This is a genomic window from Cohnella endophytica, from assembly GCF_003628305.1.
GTDB lineage: Bacteria > Bacillota > Bacilli > Paenibacillales > Paenibacillaceae > Cohnella > Cohnella endophytica.
In genome coordinates this window covers 711,821-730,047 of record NZ_RBZM01000005.1, presented here as the reverse complement: position 1 = coordinate 730,047, position 18,227 = coordinate 711,821, and the positions used below count along the sequence as shown (strand labels likewise).

12 protein-coding genes, 1 tRNA gene and 1 pseudogene are annotated in these 18,227 nt (G+C 53.3%); 2 read left to right on the top strand and 12 right to left on the bottom strand.

Features of this window, described 5'->3' with window-relative positions:
- Positions 1 to 9: 9 nt before the first annotated feature.
- From D7Z26_RS13355 to D7Z26_RS13330, 6 genes are all read right to left on the bottom strand, one after another.
- Positions 10 to 1,689 carry an extracellular solute-binding protein gene (locus tag D7Z26_RS13355; RefSeq protein WP_407643515.1) on the bottom strand — a complete coding sequence of 560 codons (1,680 nt, stop codon included), beginning with the start codon at positions 1,687 to 1,689 and terminating at the stop codon, positions 10 to 12.
- A gap of 137 nt (positions 1,690 to 1,826) precedes the next feature.
- Positions 1,827 to 2,726 (bottom strand): carbohydrate ABC transporter permease, encoded by a 900-nt coding sequence (locus D7Z26_RS13350; protein ID WP_120977447.1) that lies wholly within the window; start codon positions 2,724 to 2,726, stop codon positions 1,827 to 1,829.
- 15 nt (positions 2,727 to 2,741) lie between these two features.
- Entirely contained in the window at positions 2,742 to 3,665 is a 924-nt protein-coding gene (locus D7Z26_RS13345) for an ABC transporter permease (RefSeq protein WP_120977446.1), read from the bottom strand.
- A gap of 1,442 nt (positions 3,666 to 5,107) precedes the next feature.
- Positions 5,108 to 6,760: a type 2 periplasmic-binding domain-containing protein gene (locus tag D7Z26_RS13340; RefSeq protein WP_120977445.1), complete on the bottom strand. Its 1,653-nt coding sequence runs from the start codon at positions 6,758 to 6,760 to the stop codon at positions 5,108 to 5,110.
- A 14-nt stretch (positions 6,761 to 6,774) separates the two neighbouring features.
- On the bottom strand, positions 6,775 to 9,078 hold the full coding sequence (locus D7Z26_RS13335; protein ID WP_120977444.1) for a helix-turn-helix domain-containing protein: 2,304 nt from the start codon (positions 9,076 to 9,078) through the stop codon (positions 6,775 to 6,777).
- A 152-nt stretch (positions 9,079 to 9,230) separates the two neighbouring features.
- Positions 9,231 to 11,594 (bottom strand): glycoside hydrolase family 95 protein, encoded by a 2,364-nt coding sequence (locus D7Z26_RS13330; protein ID WP_120977443.1) that lies wholly within the window; start codon positions 11,592 to 11,594, stop codon positions 9,231 to 9,233.
- Between the two features lie 240 nt (positions 11,595 to 11,834).
- On the opposite strand from D7Z26_RS13330, the gene D7Z26_RS13325 reads away from it, so the two are divergent.
- Positions 11,835 to 12,704 carry an AraC family transcriptional regulator gene (locus tag D7Z26_RS13325; RefSeq protein ID WP_120977442.1) on the top strand — a complete coding sequence of 290 codons (870 nt, stop codon included), beginning with the start codon at positions 11,835 to 11,837 and terminating at the stop codon, positions 12,702 to 12,704.
- Between the two features lie 375 nt (positions 12,705 to 13,079).
- Here the strand turns inward: D7Z26_RS13325 and D7Z26_RS13320 are convergent.
- From D7Z26_RS13320 to D7Z26_RS13300, 5 genes and pseudogenes are all read right to left on the bottom strand, one after another.
- Positions 13,080 to 13,166, bottom strand: a tRNA-Leu gene (locus D7Z26_RS13320).
- Positions 13,167 to 13,380: 214 nt separating this feature from the next.
- Positions 13,381 to 13,704: pseudogene (locus tag D7Z26_RS13315) on the bottom strand (carboxymuconolactone decarboxylase family protein); the annotation flags it as partial.
- 77 nt (positions 13,705 to 13,781) lie between these two features.
- Positions 13,782 to 13,994: a hypothetical protein gene (locus D7Z26_RS13310; RefSeq protein ID WP_120977440.1), complete on the bottom strand. Its 213-nt coding sequence runs from the start codon at positions 13,992 to 13,994 to the stop codon at positions 13,782 to 13,784.
- A gap of 106 nt (positions 13,995 to 14,100) precedes the next feature.
- Entirely contained in the window at positions 14,101 to 14,436 is a 336-nt protein-coding gene (locus D7Z26_RS13305; protein ID WP_120977439.1) for a hypothetical protein, read from the bottom strand.
- Between the two features lie 84 nt (positions 14,437 to 14,520).
- Positions 14,521 to 15,093, bottom strand: a complete 573-nt coding sequence (locus D7Z26_RS13300) for a xanthine phosphoribosyltransferase (RefSeq protein WP_120977438.1) — start codon at positions 15,091 to 15,093, stop codon at positions 14,521 to 14,523.
- Between the two features lie 254 nt (positions 15,094 to 15,347).
- On the opposite strand from D7Z26_RS13300, the gene D7Z26_RS13295 reads away from it, so the two are divergent.
- Positions 15,348 to 16,073, top strand: coding sequence for a hypothetical protein (locus tag D7Z26_RS13295; RefSeq protein WP_120977437.1), 726 nt, complete (start codon positions 15,348 to 15,350; stop codon positions 16,071 to 16,073).
- A 67-nt stretch (positions 16,074 to 16,140) separates the two neighbouring features.
- Here the strand turns inward: D7Z26_RS13295 and D7Z26_RS13290 are convergent, their stop codons facing one another.
- Positions 16,141 to 18,123, bottom strand: a complete 1,983-nt coding sequence (locus tag D7Z26_RS13290) for a glycoside hydrolase family 15 protein (protein ID WP_120977436.1) — start codon at positions 18,121 to 18,123, stop codon at positions 16,141 to 16,143.
- Positions 18,124 to 18,227 lie beyond the last annotated feature (104 nt).

Here is an 18,227-nt window from a genome sequence, read left to right as displayed (position 1 = left end):
TGCCATTTCTTATTGCTTGAACGTGGAACCGTCATATGCCTTTTGCAGAATTTCCAAGTAACGGCCCAGCTTCAAGTCGTTCAAACCTTTTACGTAACCGTCCCAATCCTTCTCGAGGTTTTTGTGTCCCGTGATGAATTGCAATGCGTTCTCGTCGATATACGTGCGGATGTTCGTCTGAAGCATGCTTGCTTCGTCGACTTCCGCCGGATCTAGCCAGATCGCCCATAGCGGGAACAAATCCTTCGGCTCGTGTCCTTGGTAGAGCAAGGTAGCTTGGTACAAACGGCGCTCGTAGTTGGCGGAATCATAGATGTCCGTTCCTTGAACGAAGCTGTCGCGATATTCTTTCGGCATATAGAAGTGGCCCATGCCGCTCCAACCCGCGTTGCGGGGAGCTTCGCCTTCGACTGCCGGAATCGTCGCGACTTGCGGTGTCACGCCTTCGCCCAGGGCGACTTCTCCGTCTTTCGGCTTCCTCCAGTCGATGCCTTCCATGCCCGACGCGGCGTTGGTCTGACCTTCCGTCGTGAACATGTAATCTACCAGCTTGATCATGGCGATCTGTGCATCTTTGCTCGCTTTGTTCGTGATCGCGAATTTCGCGCCCGGAGATACGCCTCCTCCGTCGTGCGTCGCTAGAGATACGCCGTTCGGACCGGTTAATGGCGTTACCGGATTATAATCCTTGGAGTTTTTGTTGCCGACGTCGATGTTAACGAAGATTGCCGGGTGCATGCCCGCTCCGGCGCCGAGAATTTGCGCGTCTCCGTTCTCCCCGATTTTCTTGAAAGCCTCGGCGTTCTGCGTGAACGCGCCCGGATCGATCAAGCCTTCGTCGTACAGGGATTTAATATAGGTCAAGCCTTGTCTCCATTCCTCCGTCGTCGCGGCAGAACCCACTTTGCCGTCCTTCAAGACGAGATGGTTGCGATCGTCGTCATAGACGAAAGCATTCATGAGGAACGGAACGACCCGTACGCCGAAATCTTCCGTCGATCCGCTTAACGGAACTTCGTCTTTCTTGCCGTTTCCGTTCGGATCGTCGTTCTTAAACGCTTCCAATACTTTTTTGAATTCTTCGGTCGTCTTCGGCATTTGCAGCTTCAAGTTGTCGAGCCATTTCGTGTTGATCCACATTTTATTCGGATAAGAGCAATGGAAACATTGCGTGTATGCCGGCAAACCGTAAATGTTGCCGTCCGGAGCCACGCTGAACGCTTTTAGGTCCGCGTTGCTGTCCAGAGCCGCCTGGATGTTCGGCGCGTACTCTTTAATTAGATCGTTCAACGGGATAAGTACGCCTTGTTTGCCGTACTTCAACAGATCCGCTTGCGAGAATTGATCGAGGTAAGCCGTCAGCATGTACGCGTCCGGATAATCGCCGCTCGCCAGCGAGATTTGACGTTTTTCCTTCGCGCCGTCCGAAGGAACGGTCTCGAAGTTGAATTTGATATTGAATTTCTCTTCCGCAAACTTGGTAAACTTGTTCGTTGCAAGGTCAATATTCGGCTCTTGGACGGCGAACAGTTTAACCTTGACCGGCTCGGACGATTGCTCCGAAGCCGCTCCGGATCCGGACGACGGCGCGGAAGATGAGGCGTTCCCATTGTCGTTCTTGGAGCAGGCCGCTAATACCATGCTCACCATCAGGACGAATGCTAGCATACTTACGATTCTCTTTTTCAACACTTGTTATCGCTCCCTTTTCTTCTCGTAGTTTAGGTTAAAGCGTTAGTGCGTTCCGAGTAAGCATTCGTAGCCGACGGCGCTACATGACGATCACCCCTTCCAATGGAATTGCCGGCAACCGTCGCAGGCAACGGTCACCCTTTGACCGAACCTACGAGCATGCCTTGCACGAAATGGCGTTGCACGAACGGATAAATGATCAGCACCGGCAACGTGGCCACGACGATCAACGAATATTTCAGAAGCTCCGATAGCTGCTGCCTCTCCACCTGCTTCATCGCGTCCATAACCGAGTTGCCGCTGTTGTTCTGGATAATGATGCTTCGCAGGATCAATTGAAGAGGATATTTGTCCGCGCTCTTGAGATAGATCAATGCGTCGAAATAGGCATTCCATTGGCCGACCGCGTACATAAGGACAAGTACGGCGATGATCGGTTTGGACAAAGGGACGACAACGCTCCGCATGAAACGCAGGTCGCTGCATCCGTCGATTTCGCTCGCTTCCACGAGTTCCTCGGGAATCGAGCTTTGGAAAAACGACCGGGCGATAATGACTTGCCATACCCATACCGCGTTCGGAATGATTAGCGCCCAGCGCGTATCGATCATGCCGAGCTCCCTGACGACCATGTAAGTCGGAATCAGCCCGCCGCTGAAAAGCATCGTAAACGTGACGATCATCATAATCGCGTTACGGCCGAACAACGTTTTGCGGGAAAGCGGGTAAGCAAGCATAACGGTCAACGTAACGCTGATAATGGTGCCGGCCGCCGTATAGAAGAGGGAGTTTCCGTATCCCGTCAGTACTTGCGGGTTTTTGAATAACGTCTCGTAACCCTTCAGCGAGAAGTCGACGGGCCATAACCATACCCGACCCGCCGATACGGCGGACGGACTGCTGAACGAGCTGCTGAGAATATAGATCAACGGATAGAGCACGACGATCAGCACGACGGCCAAGATCACGTACACGACGAACAGAAATGTTTTATCCGCGGAGGATTCCTTGATTTTACTAACTACGGTTGCCATGCGATCACCTCTTCGTTACCAGATGCTAGATTTGGAGAACCGTCGTGCCAGGGCGTTAACGGAGAACAATAAAAAGAGATTAATGATGGAGTTGAACAAGCCGACCGCCGTCGCGAAGCTGTAGTTGGCATTCAACAAACCGACCCGGTACACGTAGGTGGCGATGATCTCCGAGTTCGCGATGTTGAGATTGTTCTGCAGCAAATAAATTTTCTCGAAGCCGATCGCCATTACGCTGCCCACGTTCAGAATGAGGATGATCGTGATCGTCGGCAGAATTCCGGGCAGGTCGACGTTCCATATTTTCTGAAAACGGGATGCCCCGTCCACTTTGGCAGCTTCGTACAGCGTCGGATCTACCGCGGATAACGCCGCTAGATAGATGACCGCGGAGTAACCGGCTGTCTGCCAGATCTCCGACCATACGTAGATGGAGGAGAACATGCCCGGATTGCCGAGAAAGTTGACGGAATCCAAGCCCATGTGATTCAGGAATACGTTGACAAAGCCGAGCCGCGGCGCCAGGAACAGCATGATAATCGACACCATGACGACCGTGGAGATGAAGTACGGCGCGAAGGTCACGAGTTGCACGAACCGCTTGAACTTGTGATTGCGCACTTCGTTTAACATGAGCGCGAGCAGTATCGGTATCGGGAAACCCGCGAGCAGCAAGTAGAAGCTGATCAGCATCGTATTCTTGACCAGCGACCAGAACATCGGATTCTCGAAGAACAATTCAAAGTTCTTGAATCCGACCCAAGGACTGCCCCAGATGCCCTTCGTAACGTAGTAATCCTTGAAGGCGAGGACCGCGTTGAACATCGGATAATATTTGAAAATCAAAAAGAACAAAAGCGGCGGCGCGACGACGAGATACAATTGCCAATGTCTTGCGATACTCTTTCTTGCGCCGAGACGTTTGCCAGCGGCTTCCATATCGATCCCCTCCTTTTGAGACTTGCCATGATGCATGACAGCGCTTTCTACACGATCGATCATAGGGGATTTTAAGGTATCCAAGGTAGGTACAATTGCGTCTTTTAGCGTACAGAATCCCCGTTTTACGGGGGACATTTCCGCTTCCGGAGGCCATTTCTCCCCGTTATGGCCGCCCAAGGACACGACCGCGCGACGTCATGATCTCGAATGGCCGTTCCACAATGAAAACGCTACCGGTGCGTTTCGTAATAGATAGATTATTTCGGCTTGAGAAGGGGACAGGAGAAGCTCACTTGCGCGTGGACATTTTTGCGGAGGTTGGTCTGAAGTCAGGCGTAACCCACTTGCGCGTGGACTTTCTTGCGGAGATTGGTCTGTAGTCAGGTGAAACCTGCTTACGGGCGGATAATCTTACGGAGATTTGTCTGCAGTCAGGTAAAACCCAACTTCATGCGACACCATGCAGACAGTTACTCGAAATAATCGTACAACTCTCGCTCAATAGGCACTCCCCGCAGATCGTTACTCGAAAAAATCGAACATCTCTCGCTCAAGTGGCACTCAGCAGACAGTTACTCGAAACAATCGAACATCTCTCGCTCATGAGGTACTCCCAGCACACAGTTACTCGAAATAATCGTACAACTCACGCTCAAAAGGTACTCCCAGCACACAGTTACTCGAAATAATCGTACAACTCACGCACAAGAGGCACTACCAGCACACAGTTACTCGAATAAATCTAACAACTCACGCACAAGAGGCACTACCAGCACACAGTTACTCGAATAAATCTAACAACTCACGCTTAAAAGACACTCTCAGCACACAGTTACTCGATAATATCGAACACCTACCGCTCTCAGCACACAGTTACTCGAAATAATCGAACATCTGCCGCTCAAGATGCACTCTCAGTAACGAGTTACTCGAAACAATCGAACATCTGCCGCTCAAGACGCACTCTCAGAAACGAGTTACTCGAAACAATCGAACATCTCTCGCTCATGAGGTACTTTCAGCAACGAGTTACTCGAAACAATCGAACAACTCGCGCCCATGAGGCACTCTCAGCAGAAAGTAACTCGAAAAAGCTCCTAGTTAACTCTCCAAACACACTAACTCGCGCCAAAAGGAAGCATTCTGCTCACAGTTAACTCTCCAAACGCACTAACTCGCGCCTAAAGGAGGCATTCTGCTCCTAGTTAACTCTCCAAACGCACTAACTCGCGCCTAAAGGAGGCATTCTGCTCCTAGTTAACTCTCCAAACGCACTAACTCGCGCCAAAAGGAAGCATTCTGCTCACAGTTAACTCTTCAAACGCACTAACTCGCGTCAAAAGGAAGCATTCTGCTCACAGTTAACTCTTCAAACGCACTAACTCGCGCCTAAAGTCACGTAAAAAAACCGACCGCGAAGATCGCGATCGGTTTTGAATTCATTTCATAAGTTCATTCTCGCGGGCCCAAGCATCGTAGGCTTGCTGCATAATCGATACGTAGCGATCCGTTCCGAGCGACTTCAAGCGTTGAATGTAGTCGTCCCAATCCTTGTCGAGATTCTTTTCGCCGGTAATAAATTGCAATGCGCTCTGATCGATTTCGTTTTTCACGTTCGCTTGGAGCATGCTCGCTTCATCCGCGTTCGTAGGATCGAGCCAGACTAACCACATCGGGTAAAGTTCTTTCGGTTCATGTCCTTCGTACAGTTTGGTCGCCTGATACAATCTCCGCTCGTAACCGTCCGGAGAATAAATATTCATATCCTGGACCCAGCTGTCCCGATAAGTTTTGGGCATATAGAAATGCCCCATGCCTCCCCAACCCGAATTACGGGGCGGTTCCCCGACCTTGACCGGAATTCTCGTGAATTCCGCCACGCTGTCCGGGCCAAGCGCCTTCTCCCCCGCGACGGGTTTCCGCCAATCGACGCCTTCCTTGCCGACTTCGGCGTTCGCTTGCCCAATCGGAGTGTAAAGATAATCAACGATGCGGATAAGCGCGATGCGAGCTTCGGGACTCGCTTTGTCCGTAATGACGAACTTCGCTCCCGGCGTCGTGCCGGATTCATAGAACACCGCATACGAGGCATGCGGACCGTGCAGCGGGGGCGCCGGATCGTAGTCACTTCCTCTCCGGTTATCTGGCCCCGTATCCACGAAGATATCGGGGTGCATGGCCGTTCCGGCCCCGAGAATCTCGGCCCCGGCGTTCTCCCCGAGCTGCCTGAATGCATCCGCGTTCTGCGTGAATGCCCCGGGGTCGATCAAGCCTTCATCGTACAAGGATTTGACGTAGGCAAGTCCTTCCTTCCACTCCTGCTTATCTGCGGCGAGACTGACCTGGCCGTCCTTCACGTTCAAATAGGTCCGATCGTCGTCGTAGACGAATCCGTTCATGAGATAAGGCAGAACACGGACGCCGAAATCTTCCGTCGATCCGCTTAGAGGGATCTCGTCGGCGATTCCATTACCGTTCGGATCCCCGTTCTTGAAGGCGCGAAGAACGGTCCGCAATTGCTCCGTCGTCTCCGGCATGCTCAGATTCAGCTTTTTCAGCCATTTGGAATTCAACCACAATTTGTTCGGATAAGAGCAATGAAAGCAGTCGCTGAACGCGGCGAGTCCGTAAATATTGCCATCTGGCGCCGTGTTAAGCGCCTTAAGCCCGGGCTCCTTATCGAACGCCTCCTTAATATGGGGAGCATAACGGTCGATAAGATCGTTTAGCGGATAAAATATCCCTTGTTTGCCGTACCTGATGACGTCCGCCTGCGAGAATTGGTCGATATAACTCGTCAGAAGGTAAGTGTCGGGATAGTTGCCGCTAGCCAATGAAATTTGCCGTTTTTCCTTGGCACCCTCATAAGGAACCGCTTTCCATTCGAAAGACACTCCGAACTTGTCTTCGACCAATCGGGAAAAATCGTTGGTCTTCCAATCGTATGCCGCGTCCTCCTGGGCGAATACGCTGATCGGAATCGGTTTCCCGGACTTCTCTTCTATTGAATTCGATGGATCGCATGCGGTTATCGACGCGGATAACGCGATGAGCGAAATGGCGACGAACCCTGACCTGATGAGTTTCTTCAACGCGTTTCCTCCTATCACCCTTCGATGGATTGCCGATATGAGCTCGGCGACACGCCCGTCACCCGCTTAAATGCGCGGCGGAACGAATGCGAGCTGTTGTACCCGACGCGGGACGATATTTCGTCCACCGTGTAACGGTTCTCGAGCAACAGCTTGACGGCGTTGTCCATCCGGACGGTTTCCAAATAATCGGACAAGTTCGATCCGGTTACGTCCTTGAACAGCTGGGAAATGTACTTCTCCGGCCGTTCCACCTGTTCCGCGATCCGATACAAAGTCAGCTCCGAATCCGAGTAATTATCGCCGACGAAAGCTTTGATCTGTTCCACGGTTCTCGAATGGCTGTCGTTCTTGCGGCTGACGACGACGGCGCACATCGCGTCGGCGATCTCTTCGATCTCCGACTGGATCGCCCGCTTGTCCGCGGCATGAACCGAAATGATTCGATCCTTGAGCGACTCGAATACGCCGGATTCCATAAACGTCTTCTGGTCTAGCAGCTTGAGCAACGTCCCCTTGAGCTCACCAACGAGTTGGTGCCACATCTCGACGGAAAGCTCTCTTTGCTCCGTGTTCAGCGATACGACGGAGCGGACGATCCGCCTCGCTTCCTCGGATTCGCCTGCCCTGATCGTTCCTATCAGACGCAGCTCCATATCTAGCGGATAATAATAAGTGGCGCTTTCCATTCTCGTCTCGTCATACCAGACGACACCTTTCCGATTCGAATGCAGCGCGTTCTCCATCGCTTGTTTTGCCTGCTCGTAGGAAGCGTTTACCTCGGTCTCCGAGTCGAATCGCTCGCCCAGCGCGGCCGTAAACGTGATTCTGTAATCGTCGAACGCCTTACGGGACAATTGTTCGAGCAGCGTGGCAATTTCTCCACGCCCGAGCTCGATTCCCGTCTCCGCCTCGCGGGAGGCGAAGACGATGACGACGCGATCGGAGCCATAGTCGGTCGTTAACGTAAAGCCGGCGAAATCGAGCAGCGTTTGCTTCAGAATCAATCGCGCCGCGTTCAGCTCGTTTAGAATTTCGACACTGTCCATACCCGTATACCCTTGAATCTGGACGATGCACACGTAACCGGAATGACCGTAGATTCCGGTGTTCGCCTGCGCCGCGGCGGCGAATATTTCTTCCCGGGACTGCAGTTCTCCCGAGATGAGCCGCTTCAGGAAAGCGTCCCGGACGAGCGGAACCTGCCTGTGAAGCTCGGACTCGAGCCGGTTGCTATTGCGGATCATCTCCGCGATGTTCCCGTGCAGAAAATCGTAATCGTTGCGGCTCGCCGAATCCGACTCTTCCATTCCGAATTGCTCTTTCATGACGGATACGAGACGATTAATCGGCGCGCTGTTGCGATAAGCGAGCACGAGCCCGACAAGCAATCCAACCGCAAGTGCGATTCCGGTCACCGTCCATGTCATGAACTTGATTTGATTGGCGTTCTCGAGCAGCACTTGCCGAGGAATGCCCGCCTGATAGATCCAGCCGTTCGTGTCGGAACGAATCGTAATGACGAGGTCGTCGTCGTAAAATTGGCTGGTCTTGTTCTTGTCGAAGCGTTTGTCGTCCTCAAGCTTCGCCATATCCGGCATGTCGGTACCCTGAGAGGCGATCGTCCGGCCTTCGGCGTCGCTGATCAGCGACCACCCTCCATACCGGTCGGTAATGCCGGTCATTAAGCCGGCAATCGTTTTCTCGTCGATAATGACGACCGCTACCGCAGGCGACGAACCGCTGAAGCTATCAAGCGGAAACGATTGAAGGTAAGTAACGACCGAAGTCTTCGCGCCTTTATTGACGAACGGCCTCAACGGCATGATCTCGCTTCGATGGGTTTGCCCGAGTACCGTCTGTTTCCACACCGCGAGCGACTCATCCTCGTAGTGAAAATTATCGTAGAAATGCTCCGGACGAAAATATGCCGAACCCGGCGTTAGGATGACGTTATAATTCCCGAGATAAATGTAAAATTGTTCGAGAAAATCGTTCGTCTGGCCGAAAGTCAATACGCTGCGAAGCATCTTCCATATCCCGTACACGTTTGCCTGATCTACCGAGCTTTTCTCGTTCATCAGTACGTTCAAATCCGGATTAATCGCGAGTTGCCTCGTGAATCCTTCGACTTCCGCCATCCTGCGCTCCAATATCTCTTTGCTCTTCTGGAGTTGCGTGACGCCATTCTCGATCGACACCTTCTGGGTGACCGATATAGAAGTTCGATAGGACATGAATCCGGCGATACTCGGAATGATCAGAATAACGATATACGAGATCAGAAAACTTCTGAACGCGCCAGAAAACTTCTTCATCTAAGCCCCCCTCCCGTACTGTCTTGGTAGCGCTGTCATTTAGGCTATGCGTTTATTATCTTACAAAACCCGCTTCTTCGCACGTCTATTTGATAAAGGAAAAGCAACCGCGAGGATTTCCTCGCAGTCGCTTAGCGTATCGTTCCGTATTCTTACTTGCGCTCGCGCGCGATTTCCGTCAACATTCCGTCGAAAGAAACGGATTCGCCCATCGCCAAGTCCAAGCGGACGATTCGATCTTCGTAACGGAGTTTCGTTTGAAGCGGCGCATGTGCCTTAACCGTGACGCCAGTCAGCCGCCCATGCTTCCAGGTCACATCCGCTTCCGCGCCGCCTCTAGCGCGCAAGCCCGAGAATCGGCCTTGCTGCCAGCCCGCCGGAATCGCGGGTAGCACATGAATTTCGCCCGCATGGCTCTGCAACAGCATCTCCGCGATTGCCGCCGCTCCGCCGAAATTGCCGTCCGCGACGAAGATGTAAGCTTCCGCGCCGGCGATACCGGGTTTGGAGAACGTCAGCAGGTTGTCGAAGCATAGCTCCCCGATCAAATAACTTAGATGCTCGCGAGCTTTGTCTCCATCCCGCAATCTCGCCCTTCCGGCGGCGAACAGGGCTAGCGTGAATTCAACGTCTTCCAGGTTGGAGCCGCGTTGCCGATTATCGAGCGTTATCCTTGCCGCGTCCGCGAGCTCCGGCGTGAGATCCGGCGTTATTTCGCTACCGGGATACAGTCCGTACAGATGGGACAGATGCCTATGATCCGGTTGCGCTTCGCCGTAATCCTCCAGCCATTCTTGTAATTGGCCGGCGCGACCGACCGCGAGGGGAGCAAGCAAAGGCAAAGCTTGCTCCAGCTTCTCGCGGAAGGCTTCATCCGTCCCCAGCTTTCTCGAAGCTTTCGCGCAGAAAGCGAACAGCTCGCGGACGAGCATCGTGTCCATGACGGGTCCCATCGACAAAGCACGGGAAGTTTTCCCGGTCTCGTCCGGATAGAAGCTATTCTCCGGCGAATTGGCGGGACCGGTGACGAATCGTCCGTTGGCGGGATGAATGGTCATGTAATCGAGATAAAATTCGGCGGCTCCTTTTAATACCGGGTATGCCGTATCCTTAAGGAATAGATCGGCTTCGCCGTTGCCGCCGAATTCGTAGTGCTCCTGCAGCTGAGCCGCCAGCCATAACCCGCCGGTAACGTTAAGCCCCCAAGAATAATGCCAGCCCGGAGCCGTGAAGCCCCATGCATTCGTGAAAACGTGGGCGACCCAACCCTCGCAACCGTAGAAGTCTTGCGCCGCTTCCTTGCCCGCTACCGACAGACGTTCGACGAAACGCATCAAAGGCTTATGGCATTCCGCCAAATTCCCTGTCTCCGCTGGATAATAGTTCATCTGGGTGTTGACGTCCAGATGGTAATCGCAGCTCCAAGCCATTCGGCTGGCCTCGCCGTCGTTCCATATGCCCTGCAGGTGCATCGGCAATCTCGAATCCTCGCGCGATCCGGCAATCGTTAAATATCTGGCGTACTGGTAAAACAAAACGTATAACTGAGGATCATCGGCGCGGCTTTCTCGAAGTCGAGCTAATCTTTGGTCGGTCGGCAGCGAGGCCAGTTCGGCATCGGTAACGGCTACGCCAAGCTCGACTTCCACGCGGGCGAACAACTCCCGATAGTCGGCGACGTGCGCTTCTTTCAGACTCTCGAAGCCTGCGGTTACGACTTGCTTCGCAATGAATTCCGGCTCCTCCATCCATCGGTCATCGCTTCTCTCGTAGTCCGTCGAGGCAGCGAAGACGATGAGCGCTTCGTCCGCCTTCTCGATGATTAGTTTCCCCTCAGCGGCGCGAACGGAGCCTCCGTTAACGGCTACCTTAACGATTCCGCGGGAGAGAACTCCGCATCGGCCATCGCTATGAACGCTCTCCGTCGCGATGCCGCTAAAGAGAAGCGAATCTCCATTCTCGCTTTCTCGTACGGAGAACGATTCCGATCGGCCCTCAAGCTCGAGAGAGAACGAGAGCGCTCCCGCTTCGTCGCAGCGAAGAAGGGACGCGACGATGCCGTGGGCGTGAGAAGCGAAAATCTCCCGTTCGTATTTTACGCCCTCCGACTCGTAAGAGACCGACACGATCGCTTCTTCCAAGCTCAGCTCTCGGACGAATCGGCTCTCCGAGTGGCCGAACCGGAGCCGCATGTCGCAGAGGGCCACGTTAGTGCCGAAATTACCCTTCTCCGGCTGCAACAGTTCTCCGACCAACCGCTCCCCGCTCTCGAAATCTCCCGCGAAGAACAACTGCCTCATCCGCTCCAAATCCGCCTTTCCTCGGGAGCGGCTTGGCGTTCGCTCGGGTTTGCCGGACCAGTAGGTGGATTCGGTCATATGCCACGTTTCGGACTCTCCGCCTCCGCAGATCACGGCGCCGAGACTCCCGTTGCCGATCGGCAATCCTTGCGTCCAGGCCGTCGAAGGCCGGTCATACCATAATCTTAGTTTGTTCTTCTCGTTGTAAGCTTTCATTGTGCTCCTATTGCTCCTCTCGGACGTTGTTTAGCGAATCCGGTACTTCTTGCCTGTCTGCTCCACTCTATTCCTACTTGTGCTATTCATCCGTTATTTCACTTGTTGGTATTTCGAATTCCTTTTGTTTATCGTATCATTCATAAGAGACGTCGTATTTGATAACGCATCCATTCATTTGACGAATCATCCGGTAATCTAGAACATAGACGCAGGAATTGTTTGGAGGGAATATTCGAGATGAAGATAACAGACATGACGCCTTACGTTGGAGACTACATGCCTTACGTATACGATGGAAGCTCGAACGAGGGACTTCGTACGAGCAACGTGTATGCGATACATCTCTTTCCGGATGGTCCAGGGGAGATGGAAATCGACGGCAAAAAATACCCGATCGGCAGACGAACGCTCGTCTTCTTGCGCCCGGGTCAACCTCATGCTTTCCATATCTCTCCGAGCCAACCGCTTTCCTCCTACAATTTGTACTTCGACCTCTGGGAGAGAGATACTCCTCGTTCGCTGAACCGTATCTTCTTCCGTTATCCCGAACGCTACGAGTCTAGTACGGGAACTTCGACGCCGCCGTGCGAACAACTGGACGGTCTTCCCGGCATCTGCTCCTTGCAGGCGCATCCCCACCTGTTCGATCTCTTTCAGACGTTGGCCAAGCTATTCGAGGAACTTGTCTATTACCGAGAGGAAACGGTCAACAACCTATTCTTCTCGTGGATACTGGCGTGGTATAACGCGATTCACGGCAGGCAACCTAGCGATTATAGAATCGTCCGCCTTATCGCTAGACTCGACTCTCATCCGGAGCGGAGGGAGCCGGTAGCCGACTGGTGGAAGTCGTGCGGACTCAAACGAACGTATTTCCACGAGTTGTTCCTTCGGGAAACCGGTCTTACCCCCAAAGCCTATCAACAAAAGCAACTGATGAGACGCGCTACTCAACTGCTCCAAGAGAGCGATCTTAGCGTCACCGCGATCGCCGAGAAGCTCGGTTACACGTCCATCCATCCGTTTACCCGTCATTTCGGCGCATATTACGGCGTCAGCCCGCGTCAATTCCGAACGGATCCACGCTTGAGCAGTAAACGTTTATAACAAAAACCGCCGGACGAGACTCAAGCATCGCGCTTGCGCCTCGTCCGGCGGTATATTTCATCGTTCTTCGATAGATTCATTAGCAAAAAAACGCTAGAGCCTCCGCTCTATCTCGCGTCGAACGCATCCTTGCCCAGCCCGGAAACCGCGCACGATTGTCTAACGATCAATTCCGCTGAGAAAAGTCGATTTGCGTCCGGTCCTTCTCGATCTTCCAGCCCCGCGAAGTTTTCGCCACATTCAGTCTATCCGAACCCCGCAAAGCGATCAATATGGCGCGAATGCTTACTTCACACTAGACCGCTTTCCACGGATTCGAACGAGTAATAAGCCAAAAGAAAAAACTCTTCCTAAGAAGAGTTTCGTTTATCATGATGGTGCGGTCGAGAGGACTCGAACCTCCACGGCTGTTACACCACTAGAACCTGAATCTAGCGCGTCTGCCAATTCCGCCACGACCGCATGCATTAGACACGAGACCTATCATAGCATGGCCGGGAAAGCGAAGTCAAGATAGCGCGAAAAGTCGACTTCTCTTAATCCCGACCCTTCAATAGGACGGAGACACCGCGCTGCTACCGGGAATCGACATGCCGGGAGCGTCCAACTCTTCGGACAATTCCGCATCGTTTCCAGCATATTGCTCGCGCGGATTTGGTCCGCCCGAAGCTTGTCCGAGCGCGGACTGGACGCGGATGACTCCTTGCGACATCACGTGCCCGCTTGCTGCAGCCGAAGCCACGGCGGCGGTTTCCATGATCTGTAGATCGCTGGCGCCCAAATCGCGCGCTGCTTGTACATGATAATAGGTGCATACCTCGTTATTGGCGAACAAGGCGACTCCCAAGGCGACGAGTTGCTTCGTCATGGCGTCTAGCGCGCCTTCCTTGAAGAGGGTCCCCGTGAATCGCTCGTATCCTTGGGCGACTTCCGGCAGCAGGCCGCCAAGCTCCGCCGCATCGTTGTTGTACTGTTTCACCTTTTGTTCCATTAACGTCATTTCTTCATCCCCTTGTGGCATCCAAATCATAGAAGGCTTGTCGCGCTACCTTCTAATCTGCCACCCGGGCGGATAATTCATTCATTGGACCAATGCCGAGGTTCGGTTGCCGGTCTCATGTCGTACCCCCGCTTCACCTTAATGACTCTGCGGTTCGGTCGACGGATAAGCACGTGTTCATCGTCCCAGGCGACAACGATGCCGACGACGTCGTTAAGCTCCAATGCATCTCTCACGATTCTAACTTTTATGCCCTCCTGGCGATAGCGATCGAGTTGCTCGTCATTCATGAATATGCCTCCTCCATCCTTATATGTATTCTAAAAACCCGCCTGGACCTTAGTCCGGCGGGTTCTCTTCATCGGGACGTTCCCCTGCCTCGCAATTCCGAGATCGTTACCCGACGTGCTCTCTCGTATCGTTCGTTTCATACCAGCAATCCAGTACCTTGCTGGACATGACGCGCTTGGCAACGTATTCCGCTTGATGGGCTTCGAATCTTTCCGCCCAGGGGATTTCCATGTCTTCGCAAAGCTTTACGATCGTAAGAAGCTCGGACCAAGCCACGTAACGCTTATACCAGAAAAATTGCGGGTGTTCGATCATGTATGGATACAGGTCGTCGAACTCCGTGTGTTTGCAGTCGAGCGCTCGCTCGAAATGGACTTTGGACTCTTCCAGTTTGTTGAGGAAAAAGTCGGCCGACAAATTAACTTGATTTGCGTTTTCCATTTGCTGTTCGCCTCCCCATCTGCAGGTTAATCCTATTATACGATAATGGAAACCGATTGCGAAAGGATGCGTATAGCCCTTATATTAATCGGCAAACGTTATCGTGTTATCATCCAGCGATTGAATCTTGACCAGCGTCTCGAGCCGATGTCCCAATTCGCGCAGCGTGCGTCCTCCGGCTTGGAACGATTTCTCAAGTACGATCCCGATGCCCTTAATGCTTGCTCCGGATTGTTCGATGATCTTGATTAGCCCTCTGGCCGCATCCCCGTTCGCGATAATATCGTCGATGAACAGAACGGAATCATCCGAGCTAAGCAGATGACGGGATACGATCAGATCGGTTACGATCCCTTTCGTAAAAGAAGGAACCCGTTCGCAATACGCGTCCTGTTCTCCTAGCAGCGTTTTCTTCCTGCGAGCGAACACGAGCGGGACTCCCATAACGTAGGCGGTCGCAAAAGCGACGGGAATACCCGAGGATTCCACGGTAATGACCTTCGTAATGTTCTCCCCCGCGAATCTCGACGCGAATTCTTTGCCCATTTCCATCGTCAATTGCGGATCGACGCCATGGTTGAGCAGAGAATCCAACTTCAACACCCCGGAATTAATGACGCTCGCTTCCTTTAGTATTCTTTCTTTAAGAATCTCCATCGTCTTCCCCACCACCCGTTGTCTTTTCCGTCTAACGTACCATATCCTTTTCGCTCGCGCAACAACAGGATAATGGAGAAAGCATGGCAATAATCGGGGGAATCGCTCGCGCTCAATCCGACTAAAGTCCCGACAATCTCCGAGCCTATGCGACAAAAGCATGAATTCTATTTTAAACTTTTTTCCACCGAAACTTTTCCATGTTTTGTAATGTCTTATATCGTGTAAGCTTGTATTAGGGGGAGGGACTTATCATGCGCAAGAACTCATATCTTCGGCTCAGAATCGGAGTCGCCCTCTTGCTAAGCATCAGTCTGGCTTCTTGCAGTCCGTCTTCGCAAACGGAACAACCCGCTCCGACGACTTCTGAGCCTTCCGCGACCGCAATCGCATCGAATCAACCGGCTTCGTCCGAACCGTTCTCCGAAGAAGGAGTGCCGCCGGAAGCCTTGCTACATCGGGAGACAAGCGTCCCATCGGCATCATCTAAAGATCCTGTCGAATCGCAAGCCGCGTCGACGCACGCGGTCGAGGCTTCCAACCTTCAGCCTTCTTCGAAGGAAGCTTCTCCGCCGAACGATCCCGTTTTCCAACCTAAATCGCCTTCGCTCGCCGGCATTAAGCTTGCCGCAACCGATAAAACCGTCGTCAAGCATTACGGAATGCCCAGCGATACGTACCTTCTGCCGGACGACAACGATCGATCGATCGAAATCTGGGAATATGACGGAATGTCGGTAGGATTCGATGAGCAAGACAGGGTCGTCTACGTGGAAATCAATTCTTCCAAAACCGATACGGGAATTCGAGGGTTAGCCTTCGGCATGGACGGGAGCGAAGCCGCTCGATTGCTGGGCATTCCCGCCGATGATCGTACGAACGTACTTACCTTGCAAGTATCCGGGGGCTGGATGAAGCTCGATCTAGATCCCGATAGCAGGAAAGTATTATCGCTGAAGCTATTAGCGAAAAATATTTAATAAACGCCTTCACCCCTCGGGAGAATCCCTTGGAGCGAAGGCGTTTATTGGTTATAGGGGTTACGAATTATTGCAATTGTCCCCGTTCGGCTAACAAATGCACCGCAAGCAAGAACATCGCGTGCGACCAGGTAAGCGGAACGACCCATGCCGTATTCCCGGTGTCGCGGTCGACTTGTTCGGGGAGAAGCCCTGAAGAGGTAACGTGTTTCACCGCGAAGTCGAGCAATTTACGGGCATCCTCGTAACGGCCTTGAAGTGTCCGGTAATGGCTGAGCCACAGCGTCGTTAGAATCCATGGATTGCCGCCGATATACGTATCGTTCTCGTATCTCTTGATTCCGCCGACTATCGGCGAAGTCAAGAGGCGCTCGATTGTATCGGCCATACGGGTCATTCTCGGGCTCTCGACCGGTACGACGTTAAAGGGAACGCTTATGCCGAGCAGGCTGATATCCACGATCGGATCGAAGTCCAGTACGTGCTTCTCGTAACCTTTGTCCAACTGCTGGACGAATCCGCTCTCTCCCTGCCGACGGGCTTCATCGTAGGCCTCTCTCGATACCTTCAGATTCAAACCGCGGTAATAGGAGCCTTTGGATTCGTTCCAACATCTTTCCTCCAGCGACGAACCGATGCGGGACGCGGCAAGATCCCATTGTTCCGCCAAGTCGGATTGCCCTTTGCGCCTTGCGAAGGAAGCCGCTGCCGTTAGGCCGCCGTAGACCGCCGAAGAGGAGTAAACGTGCACCCCTTCGCGTTCTTCCCATAGATCCATGCTTGGCAAAGGCAATCCCGTTGCCGGATCCAGGAAACGAACCAAGAACGCCGCGCCCTTCTCCACCGCCGGCCACACCCGCTCGAGGAACGTTTCCTTCTCGCCGGAGTGCAAATAAAATTCCCACATTCCCCATAGCAGCGACGCGCCTTCATCGATCTGCAATCCCCAATGGGGCGCCAGGCTCCCGTCGTTATAATGGCGTTGCTGCCACGAGCCGTCGGGCTCTTGGGCCGTAATCGCCCATTCGTAGAATTTCTCCGATAGCTCGCCTAATCCGGCTTTGTTAAATGCCGTCGTCACGAACGCGGCGTCCCTTCCCCAGCTGTAGGCGTAGCCGCCGCAACGGGAGAAGTGCTCGTCGAACTCCGGAGCTGCGACGATCGTACCCGTCGCTTCGTCCGCCATGAGCTTCATCCCGAGCAAGGATCGCTCGTAGAGCGCGGCGATCGCGCCATCTTCGCTCGGACAAGGCGCGGCATTCGCCAAATATTTCGCCCAATAAGACTCCATGTCCGCGTACCATTGCCCATATTCGCGACCTTTGGCTTGCCGTAAAGCGTCCAAGGCATCATTACGGGAATGCCCGGCGGCGATATAAAGAGGAATCAGGACCGATTGTCCAGGCTCGAGCGAGGACAAGTTCCATTTCAGCGCGCCATCGGATTTCATGTCGATCCGATTGCCGTTGAGATATCCGTTCGAAGCGCCGTGCCACGAACCTTGCCCTGCTTGATAGCCGCTGCAAACTTCCGAGCTTCCGATCGCGAACGCATAGCGATGGCGGAAGTGAAGCATGGCGTCCTGATCGCCGACGAATTCCGTCGTCATATACAGGGAATTGTCCATCACATGGAACGATCCGTAATGGAACAACTCCGCGCGCAGAGCTTCTTGCCCCGTATTCGTCAAGCGATAGCCTCTTGCCATAAGAGGTTGCCCCGGAACGGCGAAATCGGTCTGTTCCACGGTAACCGGGTATTCCGGATGCGTGGATACGACGCGATAAGCGTTCGTATGCGGCACATAGTTTGCGGCATGCTGCCAACCCGCGTCAGGATCGTCGAACCAAGTTACGCCCCCCGGCGTAGTGCCCAGTCTTAGACCCGTGCGGATTTCGTCGACATGCTGCGGATAATCGATGTGCGGCCACCAGAGACGGTACAGCCTCCCGCTGCGTCCAAGAGACACCAGCATGGAGGAGTTGCCCGCGATGGCGTCCACGAGATAAGGCTTCTTGCGCAGGTGATCCTGCAATTGTTGTTCGTTCATTGTAAAGCAGCTCCTTTAAAGCCCGGAACATGCGGACGATTCTCCCGGGCCGGGTAGTCGTAACTTCACATCGCAGATCTCCTTGGCGGAGCCCTGCGCCCGAA

What these genes read in the sequence shown, in the direction of transcription:
- D7Z26_RS13350 (WP_120977447.1), bottom strand. Translation starts at nt 2,726, where the DNA reads ATGGCAACCGTAGTTAGTAAAATCAAGGAATCCTCCGCGGATAAAACA.
- D7Z26_RS13345 (WP_120977446.1), bottom strand. Translation starts at nt 3,665, where the DNA reads ATGGAAGCCGCTGGCAAACGTCTCGGCGCAAGAAAGAGTATCGCAAGA.
- D7Z26_RS13335 (WP_120977444.1), bottom strand. Translation starts at nt 9,078, where the DNA reads ATGAAGAAGTTTTCTGGCGCGTTCAGAAGTTTTCTGATCTCGTATATC.
- D7Z26_RS13330 (WP_120977443.1), bottom strand. Translation starts at nt 11,594, where the DNA reads ATGAAAGCTTACAACGAGAAGAACAAACTAAGATTATGGTATGACCGG.
- D7Z26_RS13325 (WP_120977442.1), top strand. Translation starts at nt 11,835, where the DNA reads ATGAAGATAACAGACATGACGCCTTACGTTGGAGACTACATGCCTTAC.
- D7Z26_RS13310 (WP_120977440.1), bottom strand. Translation starts at nt 13,994, where the DNA reads ATGAATGACGAGCAACTCGATCGCTATCGCCAGGAGGGCATAAAAGTT.
- D7Z26_RS13305 (WP_120977439.1), bottom strand. Translation starts at nt 14,436, where the DNA reads ATGGAAAACGCAAATCAAGTTAATTTGTCGGCCGACTTTTTCCTCAAC.
- D7Z26_RS13300 (WP_120977438.1), bottom strand. Translation starts at nt 15,093, where the DNA reads ATGGAGATTCTTAAAGAAAGAATACTAAAGGAAGCGAGCGTCATTAAT.
- D7Z26_RS13295 (WP_120977437.1), top strand. Translation starts at nt 15,348, where the DNA reads ATGCGCAAGAACTCATATCTTCGGCTCAGAATCGGAGTCGCCCTCTTG.
- D7Z26_RS13290 (WP_120977436.1), bottom strand. Translation starts at nt 18,123, where the DNA reads ATGAACGAACAACAATTGCAGGATCACCTGCGCAAGAAGCCTTATCTC.